Source organism: Reyranella sp., assembly GCF_965279465.1.
Taxonomy (GTDB): Bacteria; Pseudomonadota; Alphaproteobacteria; order Reyranellales; family Reyranellaceae; genus Reyranella.
Window position 1 is genome coordinate 1,177,050 of record NZ_OZ257242.1, and the last position, 22,881, is coordinate 1,199,930.

At 66.7% G+C, this 22,881-nt stretch carries 19 protein-coding genes; 14 read left to right on the top strand and 5 right to left on the bottom strand.

Annotated elements, in window-relative coordinates; genetic code table 11:
• Positions 1-5 precede the first annotated feature (5 nt).
• Positions 6-827 carry an exodeoxyribonuclease III gene (locus ACQY8M_RS05710; RefSeq protein WP_428669749.1) on the bottom strand — a complete coding sequence of 274 codons (822 nt, stop codon included), beginning with the start codon at positions 825-827 and terminating at the stop codon, positions 6-8.
• Positions 828-863: 36 nt separating this feature from the next.
• On the opposite strand from ACQY8M_RS05710, the gene ypfJ reads away from it, so the two are divergent.
• Positions 864-1,787: a KPN_02809 family neutral zinc metallopeptidase gene (gene ypfJ, locus ACQY8M_RS05715; RefSeq protein ID WP_428669751.1), complete on the top strand. Its 924-nt coding sequence runs from the start codon at positions 864-866 to the stop codon at positions 1,785-1,787.
• A 41-nt stretch (positions 1,788-1,828) separates the two neighbouring features.
• Here the strand turns inward: ypfJ and ACQY8M_RS05720 are convergent, their stop codons facing one another.
• Positions 1,829-2,530, bottom strand: a complete 702-nt coding sequence (locus ACQY8M_RS05720; RefSeq protein ID WP_428669753.1) for a fumarylacetoacetate hydrolase family protein — start codon at positions 2,528-2,530, stop codon at positions 1,829-1,831.
• A gap of 52 nt (positions 2,531-2,582) precedes the next feature.
• On the opposite strand from ACQY8M_RS05720, the gene ACQY8M_RS05725 reads away from it, so the two are divergent.
• The 3 genes from ACQY8M_RS05725 (at position 2,583) to ACQY8M_RS05735 (ending at position 11,031) form a co-directional block, all read left to right on the top strand.
• Positions 2,583-3,194 carry a L,D-transpeptidase family protein gene (locus tag ACQY8M_RS05725; protein ID WP_428669755.1) on the top strand — a complete coding sequence of 204 codons (612 nt, stop codon included), beginning with the start codon at positions 2,583-2,585 and terminating at the stop codon, positions 3,192-3,194.
• 227 nt (positions 3,195-3,421) lie between these two features.
• Positions 3,422-6,661 carry a hypothetical protein gene (locus tag ACQY8M_RS05730; RefSeq protein WP_428669757.1) on the top strand — a complete coding sequence of 1,080 codons (3,240 nt, stop codon included), beginning with the start codon at positions 3,422-3,424 and terminating at the stop codon, positions 6,659-6,661.
• A gap of 23 nt (positions 6,662-6,684) precedes the next feature.
• A complete protein-coding gene (locus ACQY8M_RS05735) occupies positions 6,685-11,031 on the top strand; it encodes a hypothetical protein (RefSeq protein WP_428669759.1) in 4,347 nt (1,448 codons plus the stop codon).
• A 31-nt stretch (positions 11,032-11,062) separates the two neighbouring features.
• Here the strand turns inward: ACQY8M_RS05735 and hrcA are convergent, their stop codons facing one another.
• A complete protein-coding gene (hrcA, locus tag ACQY8M_RS05740) occupies positions 11,063-12,148 on the bottom strand; it encodes a heat-inducible transcriptional repressor HrcA (protein WP_428669761.1) in 1,086 nt (361 codons plus the stop codon).
• A gap of 99 nt (positions 12,149-12,247) precedes the next feature.
• Here hrcA and ACQY8M_RS05745 point away from each other — a divergent pair, with 99 nt between their 5' ends.
• The 5 genes from ACQY8M_RS05745 to ACQY8M_RS05765 all read left to right on the top strand — a co-directional run bounded on the left by ACQY8M_RS05745 (position 12,248) and on the right by ACQY8M_RS05765 (position 15,999).
• Complete coding sequence (locus tag ACQY8M_RS05745) at positions 12,248-12,580, top strand: hypothetical protein (protein ID WP_428669763.1); 333 nt, start codon at positions 12,248-12,250, stop codon at positions 12,578-12,580.
• A gap of 68 nt (positions 12,581-12,648) precedes the next feature.
• A complete protein-coding gene (gene rph / locus ACQY8M_RS05750; RefSeq protein WP_428669765.1) occupies positions 12,649-13,368 on the top strand; it encodes a ribonuclease PH in 720 nt (239 codons plus the stop codon).
• On the top strand, positions 13,368-13,982 hold the full coding sequence (gene rdgB, locus ACQY8M_RS05755; protein WP_428669767.1) for an RdgB/HAM1 family non-canonical purine NTP pyrophosphatase: 615 nt from the start codon (positions 13,368-13,370) through the stop codon (positions 13,980-13,982). Before rph ends, rdgB begins: the two co-directional genes overlap by 1 nt.
• Positions 13,979-15,142, top strand: a complete 1,164-nt coding sequence (gene hemW / locus ACQY8M_RS05760) for a radical SAM family heme chaperone HemW (protein WP_428669770.1) — start codon at positions 13,979-13,981, stop codon at positions 15,140-15,142. The genes rdgB and hemW overlap by 4 nt, the downstream gene beginning before the upstream one ends.
• A complete protein-coding gene (locus tag ACQY8M_RS05765) occupies positions 15,139-15,999 on the top strand; it encodes a transporter substrate-binding domain-containing protein (RefSeq protein ID WP_428669773.1) in 861 nt (286 codons plus the stop codon). The genes hemW and ACQY8M_RS05765 overlap by 4 nt, the downstream gene beginning before the upstream one ends.
• 55 nt (positions 16,000-16,054) lie before the next feature.
• Here ACQY8M_RS05765 and ACQY8M_RS05770 read toward each other — a convergent pair whose 3' ends face one another.
• Positions 16,055-16,690, bottom strand: coding sequence for a GntR family transcriptional regulator (locus ACQY8M_RS05770; protein WP_428669775.1), 636 nt, complete (start codon positions 16,688-16,690; stop codon positions 16,055-16,057).
• 216 nt (positions 16,691-16,906) lie between these two features.
• Here ACQY8M_RS05770 and ACQY8M_RS05775 point away from each other — a divergent pair, with 216 nt between their 5' ends.
• The 5 genes from ACQY8M_RS05775 to ACQY8M_RS05795 all read left to right on the top strand — a co-directional run bounded on the left by ACQY8M_RS05775 (position 16,907) and on the right by ACQY8M_RS05795 (position 22,373).
• Positions 16,907-18,019, top strand: coding sequence for a BMP family ABC transporter substrate-binding protein (locus ACQY8M_RS05775; RefSeq protein WP_428669777.1), 1,113 nt, complete (start codon positions 16,907-16,909; stop codon positions 18,017-18,019).
• Positions 18,020-18,205: 186 nt separating this feature from the next.
• Positions 18,206-19,243, top strand: coding sequence for an ABC transporter permease (locus ACQY8M_RS05780; RefSeq protein WP_428669780.1), 1,038 nt, complete (start codon positions 18,206-18,208; stop codon positions 19,241-19,243).
• Positions 19,243-20,169 (top strand): ABC transporter permease, encoded by a 927-nt coding sequence (locus tag ACQY8M_RS05785; protein ID WP_428669782.1) that lies wholly within the window; start codon positions 19,243-19,245, stop codon positions 20,167-20,169. Before ACQY8M_RS05780 ends, ACQY8M_RS05785 begins: the two co-directional genes overlap by 1 nt.
• A 10-nt stretch (positions 20,170-20,179) precedes the next feature.
• Positions 20,180-20,854: a biuret amidohydrolase gene (gene biuH, locus ACQY8M_RS05790; protein WP_428669784.1), complete on the top strand. Its 675-nt coding sequence runs from the start codon at positions 20,180-20,182 to the stop codon at positions 20,852-20,854.
• A 10-nt stretch (positions 20,855-20,864) separates the two neighbouring features.
• Positions 20,865-22,373 carry an ABC transporter ATP-binding protein gene (locus ACQY8M_RS05795; RefSeq protein ID WP_428669786.1) on the top strand — a complete coding sequence of 503 codons (1,509 nt, stop codon included), beginning with the start codon at positions 20,865-20,867 and terminating at the stop codon, positions 22,371-22,373.
• A 10-nt stretch (positions 22,374-22,383) separates the two neighbouring features.
• On the opposite strand, the gene hspQ is transcribed toward ACQY8M_RS05795, so the two are convergent.
• A complete protein-coding gene (gene hspQ / locus ACQY8M_RS05800; RefSeq protein ID WP_428675317.1) occupies positions 22,384-22,707 on the bottom strand; it encodes a heat shock protein HspQ in 324 nt (107 codons plus the stop codon).
• Between the last annotated feature and the right edge of the window lie 174 nt (positions 22,708-22,881).

Below are 22,881 nucleotides of genomic sequence, written 5' to 3' on the forward strand. Positions count from 1 at the left end.
TCCCCCTATACCTCGAACGTCGCCAGCACCGGCACGTGATCGGAAGGGAGCTCCCAGTCGCGCAGCTCGGTGTCGATATGATAGCCGCGGAGCGCGCCCGACAGCGCCGGGCTCGCCAGGATATGGTCGAGCCGGCGGCCGCGGTTGGAGGCGCGCCAGTCGTTGTTGCGATAGCTCCACCACGAATAGAGCTTCTCATCCTCGGGCACGAAGCGGCGCGGTACGTCGATCCAGTCCATCGCCGCCATCATCTTGCCGAACAGTTCCACTTCGATCGGCGTGTGCGAGACGATCTTCAGCAGCTGCTTGTGGTTCCACACGTCATGCTCGAGCGGCGCCACGTTGAGGTCGCCGACGGCGATGCGGTGCACGCCCGTCTTCTGGCGCGGGCCGGGCTTGCGCTCGGCGTACCAGCCGGCCATCTCGCGATAGAAGTCGAGCTTGTGCGCGAACTTGTCGTTCGCCTCGGGATCGGGAATGTCGCCGCCTGCCGGGATGTAGAGATTGTCGAGCAGGATCGGATCGCCGCCGACATCGAGCGCCACCTCGATGTGCCGGCAATCCTCCTTGCCGCAGCGATGGTGCACGTTCATCGCCGTGAACGGGAGCTTCGAGACGATGGCGACGCCGTTGTAGGATTTCATGCCCTGGACCAGCCGATGCGTGTAGCCCAGCGCCTCGAAGGCCTGGTGCGGGAAGAATTCATCGGGGCATTTGGTCTCCTGGAGGCAGAGGACGTCGGGCTTGCGCAACTTCAGGAAGCGCTCGACGTTTGCGATCCGCAGGCGAACCGAATTGATGTTCCAGGTGGCAACGGTCAGACTCATCGCCGTCGAATATAGTCAGCCAACGGAGACGCTGCCATGCAGATGGATGGCGACGAGAGCAGCAACATCGAGGATCGCCGCGGCGAAGGCGGTGGATTCGGCGGCGGCGGGTTCGGCGGCGGCGGATTCGGTGGCGTTCCGATGGGCGGAGGCCTGTTCAAGGGCGGCTTCGGGCTGATCGCCGTCGTGGTCATCGGCATGATCCTGGGCGTCAATCCGCTGTCGCTGCTGGGCGGCATGGACGACGGCACCAGCCGCGTGGCGCCGCAAAGCCAGACGCGCCCGGCCTCGCGGCCGTCGGCGACTGCCGATCCCGAGACGCAGTTCGTGGCGCGGGTGCTGAAGAGCACCGAGGACGTTTGGGGCGAGCTGTTCCAGCAAATGGGCCGGCAATATCGGCAACCGCGTCTGGTGCTCTTCCGTGACGCGACGCAGACGGCCTGCGGAACGGGACAGTCGGCGATGGGTCCGTTCTACTGCCCGCCCGACCAGCGCGTGTACATTGATCTTTCCTTCTTCGACGAGCTGGCAAGCCGCTTTCGCGCACCCGGCCAGTTCCCGCAGGCCTACGTGATCGCCCACGAGATCGGCCATCACGTGCAGAACCTCCTGGGCATCTCGGGCAAGGTTCAGCAGATGCAGCAAAGCATGAGCAAGCGCGACGCCAACGCCATGTCGGTGCGGGTCGAGCTGCAGGCCGACTGCTTCGCCGGCGTCTGGGCCTATCACGCAAACAGGGAGCGCGGCGGCACGGCGACGATCACCGACAAGGACGTCGATCAGGCGTTGGCGGCCGCCACGGCGATCGGCGACGACCGGCTGCAGCGTCAGTCGCAGGGCCGGGTCGTGCCGGACTCCTTCACCCACGGATCCAGCGCCCAGCGGGTGCGCTGGTTCAGGAAGGGCCTCGAGTCAGGCGACTTGAGACGCTGCGATACATTCCGGGCGCAGCAACTTTGACGAAGGGTCTATTCCGGTCTGCCCCCGCGTAAGCCAAGCGCTCACACGTAAGTACAGCTCACCGTCCCGCAGCCATCGACGAAGCCGGAGAGCGTGTCGCCTTTCACCACCGCCGCGACACCGTCCGGCGTGCCAGAGTAGATGAGATCGCCGGCCGCGAGCGTCACGAGGCCGGATAGGTACGAGATCGTCTCCGGCACGCTCCAGATCAGCGCATTGAGGTCCGATTTCTGTCGGGTCTTTCCGTTTACGTCGAGCTGGATGGTGCCCTTGGCCGGATGGCCAACCTGGGCCACCGGGAAGATCTCGCCGATCGGCGCAGACTGGTCGAAGCCCTTGCCCATGTCCCAGGGGCGGCCCATGTCCTTCGCTTGGTTCTGCAGGTCGCGGCGCGTCATGTCGAGGCCGACGCCGTAGCCGAAGACGTGTTCCAGTGCCTGCTCGACCGGGATGTCTGCGCCGCCCGACTTCATGGCAACAACAAGCTCCATCTCGTGATGCAGGTTCTTGGTCGCCGGAGGGTAGGGGATCTTGGTCGGGTTCCTGGGGTCGGCGCAGATCACAATGGCGTCGGCCGGTTTGCTGAAGAAGAAAGGCGGCTCGCGATCCGGATCATGGCCCATCTCGCGCGCGTGGGCGGCGTAGTTGCGACCGACACAGAAGATGCGGCGCACCGGGAACAGATCGGAGATCCCATGGACCGGAACGCCGACGATGGCCGGCGCCTTGACGACATAACCCATCGCTTTCTCCCTCTGGCGCGCGCCTTTATGAAGGCGGCAGGAGCCTGATTCAATGTCTGATCCCGAGCTTTTAACCGTCCAGGCGGACTCCGCCGATTCGAGCCTCGGCTGGGCCACGCTGGGCGAACGCCGATGGCGTTGCACGATCGGCGCGGGCGGCGCGCGCGAAGACAAGGTCGAGGGCGATGCCGCCACGCCGGTCGGCACTTTCCCGCTGCGCCGGATCTACTTCCGCAACGACCGGCTGGTCCTGCCCACGGTCCAGCTCCCGGCCCGGCCGATCAGCGAGCATGACGGCTGGTGCGACGATCCGCGTTCGCCGTCCTACAACCGCCTCGTCCGCATTCCGAACGAGTGGAGCCACGAAGAGATGTGGCGCGCCGACGGGCTGTACGATCTGGTGGTGGTCGTCGGATACAACGACGATCCGCCCGAAGGCGAATGGGGCAGCGCCATCTTCCTGCACATCGCTCGCGACGATTTGAGCCCGACCCAGGGGTGTGTCGCCCTGTCCCGCGACGATCTTCTCGAGCTGGTCCCCTTGCTCACGCCGCGGACGGCACTTCGCGTGCTCGGCCTGTCGGCCGCGGAAGGCACATCAGCGTCCGACAAAGATGACGAAGACATGAAGCAATTCGAGGATTTCGACGACAAGGACTGGTAACGCTTGGCCGAGGCCTTGAAGGAGCCAAGGCGCAGGACAGCGCGGTCACCCTGATGCCAAAGGTTGTATTTCGCATGACGAGATGACCGCCTATAAAACTGTACATCGCCTCTCTACGCTCCATTTCCGCGTGAACGGCGCATATTGTTGCGAGCCGCGCCCGGTAAGACGCAACGAGTTCGCCTTCCTGCATCTGCGCAGAAGTCACGCTACACAAGGGGAAGCCCGTGACGTTCTCCTTCGAGGTTGTCCGGCCGGAAGACCTGCTGCGCCTGGAGATGGAAGCGCGCAACCTGCGCATCGACCGATCGCCGGGCCGCTCTCCGGAGCTGGTTGTCGAGAACGCCAGTCAACCTGCCTTCCTGATCGTCCATTTCCAGCCGCAGGCGATTGCCGAAGGCGGCTACTACGAAGCGACGATCCTCAAGTCTGACGTACCGGACGACGCCGAGCCCCAGCCGCCGCCCATCACGATCGGCGCGGTAGATCCGCCCGGTCAGACGCCGGTGCGCATCGGGGGGAGCAGCCGGCTGGTATTCAAGGTACCGCCACAGGCGCGCATCCCCTTCACCATCGAGGGCGTGCTTGACTGGTCGGGCCTCGGCCTCAGCGTCAACGCCATTGCCGCGATCGGTCCGGTGCCGACCTCGGCCGAGATCGCCGCCGCGCCGCCGATCGCCAGGCCGCGCGACACCGAGACGGCGATCGAGCTGCCCTACCGGCTGATCGTCTCGCCGACGGCGGAGGTGAGCTGGGGCCACCGGCGCACGGCATTCACCTCGCGTGGCCGCACCGAGCTCTGGCATACGCGCCTGCAGCTGCTCGGCGCGGCGGAAGCCGATGCCCCGGCGGACCTCAGCGCGCAAAGACCGGCGTCGCTGCGCGCCATCTGGTCGCCCGACTTTGGCATACGCAAGACCGATGATCCCGAATTGCCGCGTGCAGCTATGGCGCCCGACGACCGCCACCAGATCGTGGTCAAGACGTCGGCGTTTCACGGCTATGAGAATGAGGTGTCGGTCGGGCTCAGCATTGGCTTCGGCGGGCTTGGCACGGTGGCGTCTATCTTGGACCGGCCTGGCATTGAGCTGAAATTCTGGGTCCCTTTCGTACCGCAGCCCTTCTATGCCGAGCAGCTCATGCTGTCGTCGCTCGGCGGGTGGTTGAACTCGCGCGGCGCGTGGGCCGTGGTTCGCAAGGCCAAGCCGTCGCCGTTCCTCCAGGATTTCGCCGTTCGCGACCTGTTGGGCAGGGTGGGCGAAGGCGGGCGGCTTGCCCGCGAGGCGCGCGCGCCTGCCACCGGCCGTGACGCGATCGCCTCGGCCTTCACGCCGCTGAGTCCAATCGCCATCGGACTGGCAGGGGGACAGCGAGACGAGGATGGCCTCGACCTTTCAGAATGGGTGCACCATGCCACCCAGGGCCGCGACCACTATGTCAAGGTCGTGTACGAAGGCGAGCTGCTGCCGTTCCATCATCGCGCTGCTCTGGTCAAGGTGACCGAGCGCAAGTTCAAGGAAAATGGCGGCCTCATCGTCGCCAACCTCTTCCAGCGCTTCTTCCTCGTCGTGCGCGAACCCGAGAAGCGCTTCGACGCCGGCGATCGTGGCATGCCTTTCAAGCGCGTCGAAATCACCACATTGGTCACCCCTGACATCGCGGATCCAAGCTACGTCGTGACTGATTCACGCTCGTTCTGGGTCGAGGTGATGCGAAGCCCGGTACCGACCGACCGCGTGCGCCTGCGCTTTCCGGTCATCGCCACCGATCCCCAGGGCGAAGTCCACAATCTCTCGATCCCGATGCTTTTCCTGTCGCAGAAAGCACAGGGCGGCATGCGACAGGCCGTGCTCGACGTCTACAACGACAGCACCACGTCGAAGAAACTCGCGGACCGCAGCGCCTTGGTGCCGGGTCAGAAGATCGCTTTCACCGAACGCGGTGCCTCGACCGCCGACAACATGCGGCTCGCCACGCGCACTCTCACCTTCGCCCTTGCCGGCGAAGCGCCGCAACTCCTGAAAGCAGAGATCGACGTCCCGCAGGTGCAACAGCTGCTGGGCAAGGACGCGCCCACCACCATCCGGCTCTATCCAGGCTATGTCAGCTCGGGCTTCGACGCCGGCGCGGGGGTGTTCGCCGAGGTCGTGAAGGAGACGCCGGCCGCCAAGCCGTTCGAGGCAGTGTCTCCTGCGACCATGGACGTCACCTTCTCGAGCGATCAGGCGGGCGGCTTCGCCACGCCCAATCTCGGCGTGACGTCCCTGTCACGCGATCGCGGGCCGCTGGCCGGCAATATCGCCGATGCGCTGATCGACAAGTTCGATCCCACGTCGTTCTTCCCGGCCGGCACCGCCTCGCTGTTCGGCACGTTCGATCTGGTCAAGCTGCTGGTCGATGCCACGCTGGGCCAAGGCGCGCCCAAGCTGGAGACGCGCTTCGACCAGGCCGCTAACAAGCTGGTGGCGACGCTGGACTGGACGCCCGAGGTCCGGGACGTCGATCTCGTCATCGCCGCCTTCAAGAGAGGCGACACCACCAAGCTCGATGTCCATGGCCTGATCGAAAAGCCGGTCGACCAGCCGGCCGTCGCGCCGACGTCACACTTCTGGGGAAAGCTGACCGACTTCAGCGTGACCGTCCTGAAGTCGGTCGAGATCAAGGTCGCGGAGTTCGGTTTCGACTCGCAAAGCGGCAGAAAACCCGACGTCACCGTCAAGCTCGATCCCGCGAACCCGCTCGCCTTCACGGGCCAGCTGAAGTTCGTCGAGGAGCTGCGCAAGGTCATCCCGCCCGACCTGTTCGGCAAGGGTCCCAGCCTCGACCTGTCTCCCGCGGGCATCCGCGCCGGCTTCTCTTTCGCGCTGCCGCCGGTCGCCGTCGGCGTGTTCGCGCTCAAGGACGTGAGCCTCGGCGCCGGCCTATCGCTTCCCTTCCTCGACGGCCGGCCGACGCTCGATTTCAACGTCTCGGAACGGCCGCATCCCTTCCTGCTGTCGGTCGGCATCTTCGGCGGCGGCGGCTTCTTCCACCTGCAGCTCGACACCGCAGGTATCAAGGTCGTGGAAGCCGCCTTGGAGTTCGGGGTGACCGCGTCCATCGACCTCGGCGTCGCCAGCGGCGGCGTGCACATCATGGCCGGCATCTACTTCAAGCTGGAACGCCAGGAGCCGGGCAGCGACCTCGCGCCGACGCTGTCGGGCTACCTGCGCATGGGCGGCGAGTTGAGCGTCATCGGCCTGATCAAGGTATCGCTCGAGTTCGTGCTGAGCTTCACCTACGACGGCGGCCGCGACAAAGCCTACGGACGGGCAACGCTGACCGTGAAGGTCGAGATCGCCTTCTTCAGCACCTCGGTCGACATCACCGTCGAGCGCGCCTTCGGTGGCAAGAGCGGCGATCCCTCCTTCGGCCAGCTGTTCTCCTCCGCCGACACGTGGAGCGAATACGCAGAAGCCTTCGCCTGATGGCGGCATCCGGAGACGGCAAGATGGCGATTTCCCAGACGGTCCTGTTCACGGTCATGCCGCGGGGCATCAGCCTCAATGGTCAGACGCTGCCGGTATCGGTCATCGTGTCGCCGCGCCTGGGCGGCGCCGACCGGCTCGAGGCCTTTCCGGACTTCGTCGACTGGACGCGGAAGCTTGCGACCAACGGGCTGCGACTGAGCTTCCGCTGCGGCACCCGCACCGCCACGGCAGCCATTGACGCCGCTGTCCTTCAGCCACGGCTGTGGCGGGCGCTGTTCAACAGCGACACCTTCGTCCGCGGCCACGCCTTCGACGACTATTCCTCGCACGGCGTGATGTCGTTCTCCGTGCGCGAAACTCTCAGCGCCCTGAAGGCGGTCTACCAGGAAGCGGGGGTGGTGCTCGCCCTGCCCGACGCGCCGGACGAACGCGATCCGTTCGACCCGGAATCGCAGCGCGGCGGCGCTCCGGGCATCTCCAACCGTGATCGTCTGCAGGCGATCTTGGGCGGACTGGACGTGCACTGGAATGGCAACAACGCGAAGCGCTGGCGCGCTGTCGCCCGCCATCGCAGCGCGGCCGGCATGCAATCGCGTGCACTCGTGGGTCCGCTCGACAGGGAGGGGCTGATCACGGCGGCGCGCAATCCCGGCGCGTTCCAGAACATAGCCGGCCCATTCACCGCCTACCATCATATGCCGACGCCGACCGAACAGCAGGCTGGTCCGGTCGCAGTCGATCCCGACGGCTTCGACTTCCACCAGGCGCTGAGCGCCCTGGAATCGCATCCCGCGCTGCAACGCGCTCTGGGTCTGGTCTTCGACCTCGACCTGCCGCTCGATCTCATGCCGGCGACCGGGAGCGGCACGCCGGTGGCGCTGGCCGTGCAGTCGACCGACTTTGCATGGCAGCAGCCGACCAAGTCCTCGCCGCTCGAGACTGCGTGCATTCACTTCGCGGGCTCGGGCGTGCGCCTGTTTTGCTGCGCTTCACGCGCGCAAACGACGGCGGGCTCGCCATTGCAGGTGCTGGGCCTGCTCAACCTCGACCCGGCACGTTTCGGCCTGGCGCAGGTCGATGTCGACGGCAGCATGCACAAGGTCATCACGACCGCCGAGATCCACAACAATCCCGACCCCGGCCGCAGCGTCAAGCCGGTGCCGCCGGAGCCTGCGCCGCATCCCGACGTCTACGATCCTGAAGCAACCCTGCCGTCAATCCGCTCTGGCGGCCTGCAACTCTACCTCGACGGCCGTGGCGCCACCCTGATCGACGCCATCCGGCAGTCGAAGGCCTTCAACCAGGTTCTCGAGTCGGGCGGCGCACAGCCACGCCCCTTCTATGCCGAGGACCTTGTGCGCGGTTATCGGCTCGACATCTGGGAATCGCGCGCGAAGAAGTGGCTCTCCCTGCATCGTCGGAACGGCAGCTACGCAATCGGCGACGAAGGCCTGCCGTTCGATACCGCGGACGAAGAGGGCTTCTTTCAGCTCGCCGCGACCCAGCCGGCGCCGGGCGCGCCGACCAACGACAAGGACCTCTACGCCCACGAGATCATCGCCCGCTGGGCAGGCTGGAGCCTCAGCGTCCCCTTCCCGGGCAAGGCGCTGAGCCGCTACGGAGATCCCGACAAGGCGATCCCGCCCGACGGCGACGATGCCGACTACCGCACGGACGAGCCGATTACCGCGTTCAAGGTCCGCGCGACCTACAAGGTCGTTCCCGGGACGCTGCCGCTGCTTCGCTTCGGCCTGCGCTACCGGATGCGGGCGCGCGCGGTCGATCTCGCCGGCAACAGCCTCGCTGTCGGCGATGCTCTTGCCGATACGCTGGCACTGTCGATGGCGCTGCCGGACGACGTCGAGGGCCGGGCCTATCTGCGCTACGAACCCGTGGCAGCGCCGCTGGTCGTGATCCGCGAGCGCGACGCCGTCACGGGACCTGGCTCGGCCGTGCATCGGCTGGTGATTCGCACGTTTAACGACAGTATCGCCAAGGATCGCGCGGCGGCTGCGCTTGCCGCCAGCGACCGCCATATCCTGCCCCCGCGCACCAGCGTCGAGCTGGGGGAGCGCATGGGCATGTTCGACGGACCCGACGGCAAGCTGAAGACAGATGCCGCGACCTGGAGCCTGGCGGCAGCACGCGACGAGGGCAAGTTCGCCACGGACAGCTTCGAAATCGCGGGCAAGCTCGCTTCGGACGTTCCGATCGAAGCGGGCGAGACGGTGGCTCCCCTGCCATACCTGCCGGATCTGCTGTCGCGGGGGGCGGCGTTTCGCGATCTGCCGGGTAGCGGCAATGCCACGGTCGGCCGCGCCGCGCCTGGCGACCCTGCCGCGGGCGCCATCGCCTATTCGAGCCTGTCGGACATCAATCCACGCCCCGGTTCGGCGACGCTCATCGCGTTCAACTCCACCGAAGATTGGCAGCAATGCACAGGCTTCCGTCTGGCCCTTGCGGAGCCGGCAGGCCCCGGCGACGCGCCACCCGAGTGGGATCCGGCCAAGCGCGTGCTCACCGTGTTCCTGGCCAAGGGGCGCACGGCCGTGGTGCCGCTCAGCAGCTATATGACGTCTGGCGACCTCAAGCTCATGGGCCAATGGCAGTGGCTGCGCGAGTTCGTGGACATCGCGGCCGTGTTCGGCGCACAGCCGGGACATCTCATGCCAGGCAAGGCTGTCGATCTGATCGCTCATGTCCTGCAACGCGCCGTCGAGGGCGGCCACTGGATGATCAATCCGCCGACGCTGCTCATCTTGGTTCATGCTGTCCAACAGCCGATCGGCCGGCCTGAATTTGCAGCGCTCAACCTGAACCGCAGCGAGGCCACCGGTGCGGGCAACCTTCAGACCGATCGCTCGCGCGGGCGTACCGATCCACAGGAGCTGACGCCGATCGTGGCGGCACGTCGCCTGGACGAGACCTATACCTGCTTGCTGGGCGCGGTGAGAATCCATGGCGCCAGCACAGCCAAGGTAGACCTGCTGGCGGAGTGGATCGATCCCGTCGACCTGCCGGACGAACCCGCGCCGGCCCAACGGAGCTTCAAGGCGCATGCCGACGAGCTGCCGCTCACGCGGCTGCGCGAAGGATACCTCGCCGCGCCCGGCACGCCGCCGCGGCGGGTCGGGTACTACGACCCGGAGCACGACCAGATCGCCATGGTGCGCGCCGGCGACAACGCCGGGCCAGCAGCCGCCGGCGATCTTTATTTAAGGGACGCGGCACCACGCCACGAGTTGGGCGACACAAAACGTCATATTGTGCGCTACGTCGCCGTCGCGACCTCGCGCTATCGCGAGTATTTCGCCCAGGATCTCGACTTCACGCGCACCAGCGCACCGATTGTTGTGGACGTGCCGGCCTCCAGTCGGCCGCTGGCGCCCGACATCTGTTACGTCGTGCCAACTTTCGGCTGGCAGCGGCAGAGCGACACCAACATGAAGCGCAGCATCCGCTATGGCGGCGGTCTGCGCGTCTGGCTGAACAGGCCATGGTTCTCTTCAGGTACCGGCGAGCTTCTCGGCGTGGCGCTGTGGAACGGTGCCAACGGTCCACTGAACGACGCCAACCGTGACAAGTTCAAGAGCGTATTCACGCAGTGGGGCATGGACCCGATTTGGGATACGGGCCCGCTGCGGGCAGTGCCGGAAACCCGCCACTTCCCCGACGCACTGGCGTCCGACTACTACGTCTCCCTCGAGGAGGCGAGCGCCCGCATCTCGGACAGCGAGCCCGGGCGGGTCGACATCGTGGGCTTCGAGCCGCAATTCGACCGCGAGCGTAAGCTGTGGTTCGCCGATCTCACCATCGACCTCAGGGACGGGCCCACTTACGCCCCGTTCGTGCGACTGGCGCTCGTGCGCTATCAGCCGCACGCGCTGGATGATGCCCGCATATCGCGGGTGGCGCTCGCGTCGTTCGCGCAGCTGACGCCGGACCGTGTGGCGACCGTGACCGCCGACCCGCATCACCCGCGCACGCTCAGGATCGCCATCAGCGGTGTCGCGCCCAGCGGGCCACCTCCAGCCGGACCCGCAGCGGACCGGCCGGCGCGGCCCACTCACATCCAAGTGCGCGTCCAGAAGAAGCCGCCGGGCGGAAGTGAACTCGAATGGCATGACGCCCCGGCAGCCGAAGCAAGCGTGACACAGCTCTATGAGGGCCATGCGCTGTTGCAGAAAGACCTCGGCCTATGGGCCGGCGGCGTTACCTTCGTCACAGCGCCGGCTCCCGGCGCGTATCGGCTGCTGATCGAGGAGTTTGAGTATATCTCCGCAAACTATGCGGAGAACAGGCGGGCACCCGGCCGGATCATCTACGCGGAGATCATCGAACTGGATGCGGCGATGGTGCAAGGATAGAGCCTGAGCGAGCGCGTGAGCGGCGGCGTTCTCAGCCAACCATCCGTCCGATCGTCCGCGCCGTGTAGTCGACCAGCGGGATGATGCGGGCGTAGTTCAGCCGCGTCGGGCCGATCACGCCGATGGCGCCCAGGATGCGCTCCTGCGAATCGCGGAACGGTGCCACCACCATCGAGCAGCCGGTGTTGGAGAACAGCGGATTGTCGGCGCCGATGAAGATCTGCACGCCGGCGGCGCTGTTGGCGAGCTCGAGCAGGCGGGCGAAGCTCTCGCCGCGTTCCAGCGCATCGAACAGCAGGCGCACCCGCTCGAGGTCGCCGATCGCGGTGATGTCCTCCAGCAGGCGCGCCTGGCCGCGCACGATCAGCGCGCCGCCCGGCTCGCCCGCCCAGGTCGCGAGGCCGGATTCGATCACCCGGGCGGTGAGGTCGTTGAGCTCGGCGCGCTTCAGCTTGATGTCTTCGAGGATCAGCCTGCGCGCATCCTCGAAGGTGCGGCCGGAGAGCCGCGCATTGAGGTAGTTGCTCGCTTCGGTCAGCGCCGAGGCGGGCATGCCGATCGGCGTGTCGATCAGCCGGTTCTCGACCTGGCCCGACTGGGTGACCGTCACGACCAGCGCCCGGCCCGGTCCCAGGTTCACGAACTCGATGTGCTTCAGAGGCTGCTCGGTCTTGGGCGCCATGACCACGCTGGCGCAGCGCGACAGGCCCGACAGCAGGCTGGTCGCCTGCTCGAGCGCTTCATTCATGCTGCGGCCGGCGGCCGTGCAGCGCGCCTCGATGCTCTCGCGCTCCTGGTCAGAAATATTTCCGACTTCGAGCAGGCCGTTGACGAACAGCCGCAGCCCGGCATTGGTCGGCAGCCGGCCGGCCGAGGTATGCGGCGCGTAAAGCAGCCCGGCATCCTGCAGGTCGGCCATGATGTTGCGGATCGTGGCCGGGGACAGCGTCTCGGTGATCTTGCGCGTGAGCGCGCGCGATCCGACGGGCTCGCCGGTTTCAACGTAGCTTTCCACGACCAGGCGCAGAACCTCGCGCGCCCGATCGTTCAAGGCGGCGATCGGCGTTACGGCCTGACGCTGACCCGAGGACGAATCCGGCAGAGTCGCTATGGGCATCCCGAATCGATGAAGAGCCATGACAAAACCTAGGTACTGCAGCCTTCGCGGTCAACGCGTCACTGGGCCGTAAACGGATGGCTATAGTATGTTTATCGCGTGTTCCGGGGCTATCGATTTGAACATCCGAGGGATGAGACCGTCGTCGAGGTCGGCGGCTGGTCATACCTTTGGGCGGGCCTGTTCGGCGCCTTCTACCTCTGGCGGCATGGCTTTGGACGACTGTTTCCGAAGGCCTTTGCAATCAATCTCGGTTATCTGCTTTTCTTCGTCGGCGTGTGGGCGGTGACATCCTGGGTGGTGCCGCTCAGGATTCAGGCCGCCATCCTGCTGGCGATGATCCCTACTTTGATCATCGCCCAGGGCGCCACGATGCTCCGGATGCTCAAGGGCGCCTATCGCCACCGCGGCTGGATGGTACGGCAGGGCTGACCGGCCCGCGCTTGTCCCCCGCGGCCGACTTGGCCATAAGCGCCTGTCCCGACCCCAGGAGACAGATCATGCGCCCTTCCGGCCGCGCCCCCGACCAGCTTCGCAAGATTTCCCTAGAGCCCGGCTACTCGCGCCACGCCGAGGGCTCCTGCCTGGTGAAGTTCGGCGATACCCACGTGCTGTGCACCGCCTCGGTCGACGAGCGGGTGCCGCCGTGGATGCGCAACACCAACCGCGGCTGGGTGACGGCGGAGTACGGCATGCTGCCGCGCTCGACCCATACCCGCAGCGACCGCGAGGCCGCGCGCGGCAAGCAGTCCGGCCGCACGCAGGAGATCCAGCGGCTGATCGGCCGCTCGATGCGCGCCGTCGTGAGCCTGCCCGCCATGGGCGAGCGCCAGATCAACATCGACTGCGACGTGCTGCAGGCCGACGGCGGCACGCGCACCGCCGCCATCACCGGCTCCTGGGTCGCCCTGCATTTCGCCTTCGAATGGCTGATCAAGGAAGGAAAACTCACCGCCAACCCGATCACCGGCCAGGTTGCCGCCGTGTCGTGCGGCCTGTGGCAGGGCACGGCCGTGCTCGACCTCGACTACCCCGAGGACTCGAAGGCCGACGCCGACGCCAATTTCGTGCTGACCGGCACCGGCGGCATCGTCGAGGTCCAGGGCACGGCGGAGAAGGAGCCGTTCAGCGAGGCGCAGTTCGTCGAGTTGATGGAGCTTGCCAAGAAGGGCGTTGTCGAACTGACGCGGCTGCAGCGGCTGGCGATCGGAAAAGCCTGATGCCGCGTCGCTTCGTCCTGCCGAAGCTGGTCGTGGCGACGCACAATCGCGGCAAGGCCGACGAGATCCACACCATGCTGTCCGGCTTCGGGGTGGAAATCGTCTCGGCCGCCGAACTCGGCCTGCCGGCGCCCCCGGAGACAGGCACGACATTCGAGAGCAACGCCACGATCAAGGCGCTGGCCGCGACGCGTGCCACCAGGCTGCCGGTGCTGGCCGACGATTCCGGCCTCAGCGTGCATGCGCTCGACGGCCAGCCCGGCGTCTATACCGCCGACTGGGAAGGTCCGACGCGCGACGCAATGGTCGGCATGCAGCGCATCCAGGACGAGTTCGTCCGGCGCGGCGTGCCCGACACCGATGCGGCGCGGCGCGCGACGTTCCATTGCGTCCTGGCACTGGCGTGGCCCGATGAGCATCTCGAGCTGGTGCACGGCACACTCGAAGGCCGCATCGTCTGGCCGCCACGCGGCAGCGGCGGACATGGCTACGATCCCTGCTTCCAGCCGCTCGGCGAGACCCGCACCACGGCCGAGATGACGGCCAACGAGAAAAACGCGATCAGCCACCGCGGCCGTGCCTTCGCCCAGCTGGTCGAGGCCTGCTTTCGATGACGGCGGCGCGCTCGGCTCCTCTGGGTGTCTACATCCATTGGCCGTTCTGCAAGTCGAAGTGCCCGTACTGCGACTTCAACAGCCATGTGCGCGACGGCGTCGAGCAGGCGCGCTGGCGCAAGGCGCTGCTGACGGAGCTCGAGCACGCCGCGCGCGAAGCGCCGGCGCGACGGGTCGAGACGATCTTCTTCGGCGGCGGCACGCCGTCGCTGATGGCGCCCGAAACGGTCGGCGCCGTGATCGCGCGCACGCGCCAGCTCTGGGACACCGCGCCCGACGTGGAGATCACGCTCGAAGCCAACCCGACCTCGGTCGAGCAGGCGAAGTTCGCGGCTCTCGCCGAGGCCGGCGTCAACCGCGTGTCGCTCGGCGTGCAGGCCCTCGACCCTGCCGCGCTCGCGTTCCTCGGGCGCGAGCATTCCGCCGATGAAGCGCTGCAGGCGATCGACACCGCGCGCCGCCATTACGAGCGCTATTCCTTCGATCTGATCTACGGCCGGCCGGGCCAGACTCCGGACGCCTGGTCGGCCGAGCTCGACCGCGCGCTGGCGCTCACCGGCGAGCATCTATCGCTCTATCAGCTCACCATCGAGCGCGGCACACGCTTCTTTGCCGAGCATGCGCGCGGCGGTTTCGTGCTGCCCGGCGAAGAGGAGGCGGCCGAGATGTTCGAGCGCACACAGGTGCGGCTCGAAGCCGCCGGGCTGCCGGCCTACGAGATCTCCAACCATGCCCGGCCGGGGGCGGCGTGCCGCCATAATTTGATCTACTGGCGGTATCAGGATTACGTCGGCATCGGGCCGGGCGCACACGGCCGCTTCGCGGAAGGCGAGACCAAGCGCGCGACGCGGCGGGCGAACGGGCCGGAGAACTGGCTCGAAGCCGTGGAGCGCGACGGCCATGGCACGGTCGAGACCTCGGTTGTGGCCGGGCAGGATCGGGTGGAGGAGGCGTTGATGATGGGTTTGCGGCTCGCCGACGGCATCGACCGCGCGCTGTTCGCATCGATCGCCGGCGCCGATCCCGTCGAAGCGCTGGGCGAGGCGAAGCTCGAGCCGCTGGTCGAGGCCGGCTTCCTCACGGTCGACCAGGCCCATCTCAAGGCGACAGCCGCCGGCCGCCAGCGGCTGAATGCGCTCCTGGAGCGTCTCATCGCATGAGGTTGGTCGTCCTGTTCCTGGCGATGCTGGCACTGGCGACGGGTGCCCTGGCGCAGCAGCAACCGCCCCCGGCCAAGCCGGCGCCGCGACCTGCGGCGCAACCGGCCAAGCCCGCGCCGGCCAAGCCGCCCGCGCCCAAATCGCCCTTCACACCGCCCGCCTTCAAGATCACGATTGCCACCGAGGGCGCCTATCCGCCGTTCAATTATCTCGACCGCAAGGGCCTGCCGGCGGGCTTCGAGATGGAGCTGGCGCAGGACGCCTGTCAGCGGATGAAAGCGGAGTGCGAGTTCGTCGCCGCCAAATGGGACGATCTGGTGCCGGGACTGATCGACAAGAAGTTCGACATCGTCATGTCCTCGCTCGAGGTCAACAACGAGCGGCGCCGCCGGCTCGGCATGTCGCGACGCTACTATCTCTCGCCTGGCGCCTTCATCGCCGCCAAGGGCCAGCCGTTCGACGGGCCGCCGTCCTTGCTGCGCAACAGGAAGATCGGCGTGCAGAAGGACTCGACGCACCTCGACTGGCTCGACAAGAGCTTTCGCCGTTCGGCCCAGATCAAGCGTTACCCAACCGTGGCGGACGCGCTGAACGCACTGACCAGCGACGAGGTCGACGCGGTGTTCGGCGACAAGGTGCAGCTGTGGCTGTGGTCGCAGAAGCCGGAAGGCAAATGCTGCGAGGTGATGGGCCAGGACATCAAGGACACCCAGACGCTGGGCGTCGGCGTCTCCGCGGGCATCCGGCGCGAGGACATCAAGCTGCGCGACGCCTTCAACAAGGCGCTCGGCGAGATGATGAGCGACGGGACGTACAAGAAGATCAGCGAGAAATACTTCCCGTTCCCCCTGAACTGATCATCGCCGGGAGCGCGGGTCTGGAGACCCGCGCTCCCGGCAAGACCAAGAGCAGCTACGCCACGTTGATCGCGGCGAAGGCCTCGAAAGCATCTTCCACCAGGCTCACATGATGCAGCATCGCAGCGTGCGCGCCGGCAGCGTCGCCGGCGAGGATCGCGCGCACGACCGCGTCGTGCTCCTGGGTGGAGCGCGTGAGTCGGCCCTCCACCCGGAACTGGGCGCGGCGGAACGGGCCGACCCGGCGGCGCAGTCCCATCGCGAACTCCGCCAGCGCGGCGTTGTGTGCGCCGGCATAGATCGCCGAGTGGAAGGCGACGTTGGCATTCGAATAGGCGTCGGGGTCGCCGCTCATCGCCAGCCCGGTCATCGCCTCGTGTCGGGCCTGCAGCCGCCGCCGCTCGACCGGCGTCATGCTGAGCGCGCAGAGCCGCGCACAGGTTGCTTCCATCTCGGCCATGGCGACGAACAGGCTCTCGATCTGCTCCTGCGTCGCCTTGGAGACGACCGCGCCGCGCCGCGGGCGCATGTCGATCAGACCGCTGGTCGTGAGCTGTCGCAGCGCCTCACGGACCGGCGTCCGCGAGACGCCGTGCTGGTGTGCCAGGCTCACCTCGTCGAGATGCGTGCCCGGCTTGAAGGTGCCGTCCAGGATGCCGTCGGCGATCGCGGTTGCCAGCTTTTCGGTCAAGGTTGGGTTTTCCGAGGACATGGTTTTCATGCATACAAGATAAGTGCCAATGTTCTGTTAGTGCCCAAAAAGAATGCAATTTGCGGGAGTTGCATACAATCTCGCGCCGGCAGGTCGAATTTTCTCAACGATTCCGACCTTAAATCGCTGGCACACCCCTTGCTGACCTCTCCTTAGGCCGCCACTCGGCGGGCAAAAAATTGCGGAGGGAGAGCAATGATCGACAGATTCACAATCGGCCGGCGTGCGCTGCTGGGCGGTGCGGCGGGGACAGCGGCACTCGCACTTGCGGGCGCGGCCAACGCGCAGAAGCCTCTGGTGATCGGCTTCATCTATGTCGGGCCGCGCGACGATTACGGCTACAACCAGGCCCATGCCGAGGCGGCTACGATCCTGAAGAAGATGCCGGGCGTGAAGGTCGTCGAAGAGGAGAAGGTGCCCGAGACTGTCGCCGTCGAGAAATCGATGGAGAGCATGATCAACCTCGACGGCGCCACACTCGTGTTCCCGACATCGTTCGGCTATTTCGACCCGCACATGCTGAAGGAAGCGGGAAAGTTCCCGGCCGTCCAGTTCCGCCATTGCGGCGGCCTGTGGACTGAGGGCAAGCATCCCAAGAACACCGGCAGCTACTTTGGCTACATCGACGAAGCGCAGTATCTTTCCGGCATCATCGCGGGCTCGGTCAGCAAGAGCGGCAAGCTGGGCTTCGTAGCCGCCAAGCCGATCCCGCAGGTTCTGCGCAACATCAATGCCTTCACCCTGGGCGCGCAGTCGGTCAATCCGAAGATCACCACCCAGGCGATCTTCACCGGCGACTGGTCGTTGCCGGTCAAGGAGGCGGAAGCCACCAACTCGATGGTCGCGCAGGGCGTCGATGTCGTGACCTGCCACGTCGACTCGCCCAAGGTCGTGATCGAGACCGCCGAGCGCGCCGGCATCTACACCTGCGGCTATCACTGCAACCAGGCCAAGCTGGCGCCAAAGGGCTACCTGACCGGCGCCGAGTGGAATTGGGAGCGGATCTACGTCGACATGGTCGACGCGATGAAGAAGGGCCAGGCGCCCGGTAATTTCGTACGTGGCGGCCTCAAGGAAGGCTATGTTCGCTCCTCCGCCTATGGTCCGGCCGTGCCGGCAGCAGCGCGGGACAAGGCCGACGCGGCGAAGATGGCGATCCTCAACGGCAGCCTCTCGATCTACAAGGGCGCGCTCAAGGACAACAAGGGCAACACCGTCATTCCGGCGGGCACGTCCTACGTGATCACCGAGCCCAAGCTCGAGGGCATGAACTACCTCGTCGAAGGCGTGCTCGGCGCGACGTCGTAGCGGAGCAACGGCACATAACACCATCGTCCCTCCCCCGCTTCGCGGGGGAGGTGTCAGCGTCTTACGCTGACGGAGGGGCCGTGACGCACCATCTCGCGTCACGGCCCCTCCGTCGCGGATTACCGCGCCACCTCCCCCGCAAGCGGGGGAGGGGCGGAATTGAGAGTTTGAGAACATGAGTGCGAGATGAACACCGCTCTCGAACGAATCGCCGTCCCGGTGCTGGCCCTGCTGGCCTCGGCTGTCCTGTTCGGCCTACTGCTGGCGATCTACGCGGGAGTCGATCCGCTGGAGGCCTTCGCGCTGATGTACCAAGGCGCATTCGGCAGCTGGTTCTCGTGGCAGAACACGCTGACGCGCGCCGCGCCGCTGATCCTCACGGCGCTTTGCACCGCGCTGCCGGCGCGGCTCGGACTGGTGATCATCGGCAATGAAGGCGCGCTGGTGGTCGGCGGCGTGGCCGCTGCGGCCGCCGGCATCGCGGTGTCGAGCGCGCCGCCGGTCGTGGTGCTGATGACGATGGCGCTGGCCGCCATGATCATGGGCGGCGCCTGGATCGCGCTCGCGGGAGGTCTGCGCCAATGGCGCGGCGTGAACGAGACGATCTCGAGCCTGCTGCTGACCTATATCGCCATCGCGCTGATGAATCATTTCGTCGAGGGTCCGTTGCGCGATCCGTCGAGCCTCAACAAGCCGTCGACCTTCCCGATCGGTGACGCGAACATGCTCGGCACCATCGCCGGCACCGATGTGCACTGGGGCCTGGTGTACGGCATCGTCGCCTGCCTGGTGATCTATCTCTTCCAGCGCTTCACCACCTGGGGCTTCGCGATGGAGGTGATCGGCGGCAACCCGAAGACCGCGCGCATGATGGGCCTCGATGTCGGCCGCTACGTGCTGCTCGCCTGCGGTGCCGGCGGCGCGGCGGCGGGGCTCGCGGGCATGGTCGAGGTCGCCGCCGTGCACGGCAAGGCGAATGCCTCGCTGGCGGTCGGTTACGGCTACTCCGGCATCCTCGTCTCCTTCCTCGCCCGCCACCATCCGGTGGCGATCGTGCCGGTCGCGATCCTGCTGGGCGGAATCGGCGCCTCAGGGGGCCTGCTGCAGCGCCGGCTCGACCTCCCTGATGCCGCCGTCGTGGTGCTCCAGGGCATCATCTTCGTCGCCATCCTGGCCAGCGAAACCCTTTACGGCCGGCTGTGGAAGCCGAAGGCAGCCACCTGATGGACGACACCGGCCTCGGATTCTGGGGTGTGCCCCTGGCCATGCTGGCAGGCGCGATCAGGGTCAGCACGCCGTTCATCTTCGTGAGCATCGGCGAGTGCCTCACCGAGCGCTCTGGCCGTATCAATCTCGGCCTCGAGGGCACGCTGGTGATGGGCGCGATGAGCGCCTACGGCACCGCGCTGGTGAGCGGTTCGCCCTGGCTCGGGGTGCTGGTCGCGGCGCTGGTCGGCCTGCTGCTGGGCGCGCTGCATGCCGGCATCTGCCAGCTGCCGCGGGTCAACGACATCGCCACCGGCATCGGGCTGATGCTGTTCGGCACCGGCCTGGCCTTCTTCCTCGGCAAGCCCTACATCCAGCCCAAGGCACCCAACCTCGGCGCGATCGACCTCGGCTGGTGGAGCAGCGTCCCGCAGGTCCGCCAGGCGCTGCAGGTGAACTACCTGTTCCTGATCGGCATCGTGCTCGCTTTCGCCCTGGCCTGGGCGCTGAAGAATACGCGCTGGGGCCTGATCGTGCGCCTGGCTGGCGAAAGCGTCGATGCGGCGCTCGCGATCGGTGCCTCGGTCAATCAGGTGCGGCTGATCGCGACCTCGATCGGCGGCGCCTTCGCCGGGGTCGGCGGCGCATTCCTGTCGCTTTACTATCCGGGCAGCTGGAACGAAGGCCTGTCGAGCGGTCAGGGGCTGATGGCCGTTGCGCTGGTGATCTTCGCACGCTGGGATCCGGTGCGCTGCCTGTGGGCGTCGCTGCTGTTCGGCGCGGCCGGGGCGATCAGCCCGGCGCTGCAGTCGGTCGGCGTCACCCAGGGCTACTATCTGTTCAGCGCCGCGCCCTATGTACTCACCCTTGCCCTGATGATCGCCACCTGCTCGCCCGAGCGCAGCCTGCGCGGGGCGCCCGGCGAACTCGGCGCCGTGAAGTAGAGGACCTCGCATGCACGTCAAATCCCGCCCCTACGCCTGGCCGTGGAACGGTGATCTCCGGCCGCAGAACAGCGCGCTGATCGTGATCGACATGCAGACCGACTTCTGCGGCGTCGGCGGCTATGTCGACAAGATGGGCTACGACCTCTCGCTCACCCGCGCGCCGATCGAGCCGATCAGGAAGTTGCTCGCGGCGACGCGCAAGGCCGGCTGGACCGTCATCCATACGCGCGAGGGCCATCGTCCCGACCTCAGCGACCTGCCGCCCAACAAGCGCTGGCGCTCGCAGCAGATCGGCGCCGGCATCGGCGATCCGGGTCCCTGCGGCCGCATCCTGGTGCGCGGCGAGCCGGGCTGGGAGATCATTCCCGAGCTCGCGCCGATCGCCGGCGAACCGGTGATCGACAAGCCGGGCAAGGGCTCGTTCTGCGCCACCGACCTCGAGTTGATGCTGCGCACGCGCGGCATCGACAACATTGTGCTGACCGGCATCACGACCGACGTCTGCGTCCACACCACGATGCGCGAGGCCAACGACCGCGGCTTCGAATGCCTGATCCTCGAGGACTGCACCGGCGCGACCGATGCCGGCAACCACGCCGCCGCGCTCAAGATGGTCGAGATGCAAGGCGGCGTGTTCGGCGCCGTCGCCAATTCGACGGCGGTGATCGCGGCGATCGCATGAGGAGGGATGCATGAGCGCCCCATCGCTCGAGCTGATCGATTTCTCCAAGCGCTTCGGCGCCCTGGCGGCGCTCGACAATATCTCGGTGAAGATCCAGGCCGGGGCCTTCCATGCGCTGCTGGGCGAGAACGGCGCGGGCAAGAGCACGCTCGTGAAATGCGCCATGGGATACTACGCGGCCGATCAGGGCGAGATCCTCCTGAACGGCCGGCAGGTCACGATCGACCATCCGCGCCAAGCACATGAGCTCGGATTGGGCATGGTCTACCAGCATTTCACGCTGGTGCCGAACATGACGGTGCTGGAGAACTTCGTGCTTTCCCGTGAGCACGTCCCCGCCGTCATCGATTGGGCGAGCGAGCGAAAGCAGCTGCAGGACTTCTTCTCGACCACGCCGTTCGCCGTGCCGCTCGACACGCCGGTCGCCGATCTCGCCGCCGGACAGAAGCAGAAGGGCGAGATCCTGCGCCAGCTCTATCTCAAGCGGAACCTGCTGATCCTCGACGAGCCGACCTCGGTGCTGACGCCCGACGAGGCAGACGAGGTGCTCTCGACCTTGAAGAAGCTGACCCAGGACAAGGTCCTCACCATCGTCGTCATCACCCACAAGTTCCGGGAGGTGAATGCCTTCTGCGATACCGTCACCGTGCTCCGCCGCGGAAAGCTGGTCGGCACCAGGCCCACCGCCGAGCTCGATAACGATGCCATGGCCGAGATGATGGTCGGCCAGCGCGAAACGCGCGCCGTCGTCGAGCGCGACCGCCGCGGGCCGGGCAAACCGGTGCTGCAGGTCGAGGCGCTGAGCGTCGCCGACAATGTCGGCCAGCTCGCAGTCGAAGACCTGTCACTCGAAATACGGGCCGGCGAGATCGTCGGCGTGGCAGGCGTCTCGGGCAACGGCCAGCGCGAGCTGGTCGAGACGCTGGCCGGCCAGCGCCACGCCCGGTCGGGCGGCATGAAGGTCCATGGCGAGCGCTACACCGCGACGCGGCCGGAGATGATCCGGCACAAGATCGCCTGCCTGCCCGAGGAGCCGCTGCGCAACGCCTGCGTCGCCGACATGTCGGTGGCGGAGAACATGGCGCTGCGCTCGTTCGACCAGCCGCCGTCCTCGCCGGACGGCATCCGGCTGCGTCGCGCGCCGATGCGCGATGTAGCGCGCAAGCTGATCGAGGCCTATCGCGTGAAAACGCCCGGCCCCGACGCGGCGATCAAGGGCCTGTCCGGCGGAAACGTTCAGCGCGCCGTTCTGGCGCGCGAGCTTTCGAGCGAGGGAGATCTGCTGATCGTGGCCAATCCGTGCTTCGGCCTCGACTTCGCTGCCGTCGCCGAGATTCGCGCGCGGATCATCCAGGCGCGCAACCGCGGCGCCGCCGTGCTGCTGGTCAGCGAGGATCTCGACGAGATACTTCAGCTCTCCGACCGTATCGTCGTGATGTTCGACGGCAAGCTGGCGCTGCAGACCCCGGGCGCATCGGCCGATGTCGGCGCCATCGGCCGCGCCATGGCCGGGCACTAACCAGCCCGGCTCAGTACAGGGCGCGGTCCCGGCTGACGTAGTAGCCGCGCCTCATCTCCTTGAAGAAATGTGGCACCTGGGGGTGCGACACCGGCTTGCCGGTTTCGTCGGGCAGCAGATTCTGCTCCGACACGTAGGCGACGTAGGTGGTCTGGGCGTTCTCCGCCAGCAGATGATAGAACGGCTGATCGCGCCGTGGACGGGCCTCCTCGGGGATCGACGACAGCCACTCCTCGGTGTTGGCGAACACCGGATCGACATCGAAGATCACGCCGCGGAAGGGATATATCCTATGCTTCACCACCTGCCCGATGGCGAACTTGGCCGTGCGCATTTCCATGGCTAAAGTATCACCCTCTTTGAGCTCGGCTGCAACGCATCCCGTTGGGAACGTATTGGCCGGACACATGCAAGAATACGTTACTCCACGCGATCCGGATTACCTCCTTCGGGTCTACGCAAGATTGCGGCCAAACAGCCGCGGTCGCAGTTCGGTTGACGCCGCCCG

Excerpts from the sequence above, each read along its gene's own strand:
- ACQY8M_RS05780 (WP_428669780.1), top strand. The coding sequence starts at position 18,206 with ATGAACACCGCTCTCGAACGAATCGCCGTCCCGGTGCTGGCCCTGCTG.
- ACQY8M_RS05775 (WP_428669777.1), top strand. The coding sequence starts at position 16,907 with ATGATCGACAGATTCACAATCGGCCGGCGTGCGCTGCTGGGCGGTGCG.
- rph (WP_428669765.1), top strand. The coding sequence starts at position 12,649 with ATGCGCCCTTCCGGCCGCGCCCCCGACCAGCTTCGCAAGATTTCCCTA.
- ACQY8M_RS05795 (WP_428669786.1), top strand. The coding sequence starts at position 20,865 with ATGAGCGCCCCATCGCTCGAGCTGATCGATTTCTCCAAGCGCTTCGGC.
- rdgB (WP_428669767.1), top strand. The coding sequence starts at position 13,368 with ATGCCGCGTCGCTTCGTCCTGCCGAAGCTGGTCGTGGCGACGCACAAT.
- hemW (WP_428669770.1), top strand. The coding sequence starts at position 13,979 with ATGACGGCGGCGCGCTCGGCTCCTCTGGGTGTCTACATCCATTGGCCG.
- hspQ (WP_428675317.1), bottom strand. The coding sequence starts at position 22,707 with ATGCGCACGGCCAAGTTCGCCATCGGGCAGGTGGTGAAGCATAGGATA.
- ACQY8M_RS05735 (WP_428669759.1), top strand. The coding sequence starts at position 6,685 with ATGGCGATTTCCCAGACGGTCCTGTTCACGGTCATGCCGCGGGGCATC.
- ACQY8M_RS05710 (WP_428669749.1), bottom strand. The coding sequence starts at position 827 with ATGAGTCTGACCGTTGCCACCTGGAACATCAATTCGGTTCGCCTGCGG.
- ACQY8M_RS05720 (WP_428669753.1), bottom strand. The coding sequence starts at position 2,530 with ATGGGTTATGTCGTCAAGGCGCCGGCCATCGTCGGCGTTCCGGTCCAT.
- ACQY8M_RS05785 (WP_428669782.1), top strand. The coding sequence starts at position 19,243 with ATGGACGACACCGGCCTCGGATTCTGGGGTGTGCCCCTGGCCATGCTG.
- ACQY8M_RS05725 (WP_428669755.1), top strand. The coding sequence starts at position 2,583 with ATGTCTGATCCCGAGCTTTTAACCGTCCAGGCGGACTCCGCCGATTCG.
- ACQY8M_RS05765 (WP_428669773.1), top strand. The coding sequence starts at position 15,139 with ATGAGGTTGGTCGTCCTGTTCCTGGCGATGCTGGCACTGGCGACGGGT.
- biuH (WP_428669784.1), top strand. The coding sequence starts at position 20,180 with ATGCACGTCAAATCCCGCCCCTACGCCTGGCCGTGGAACGGTGATCTC.
- ypfJ (WP_428669751.1), top strand. The coding sequence starts at position 864 with ATGCAGATGGATGGCGACGAGAGCAGCAACATCGAGGATCGCCGCGGC.
- hrcA (WP_428669761.1), bottom strand. The coding sequence starts at position 12,148 with ATGCCCATAGCGACTCTGCCGGATTCGTCCTCGGGTCAGCGTCAGGCC.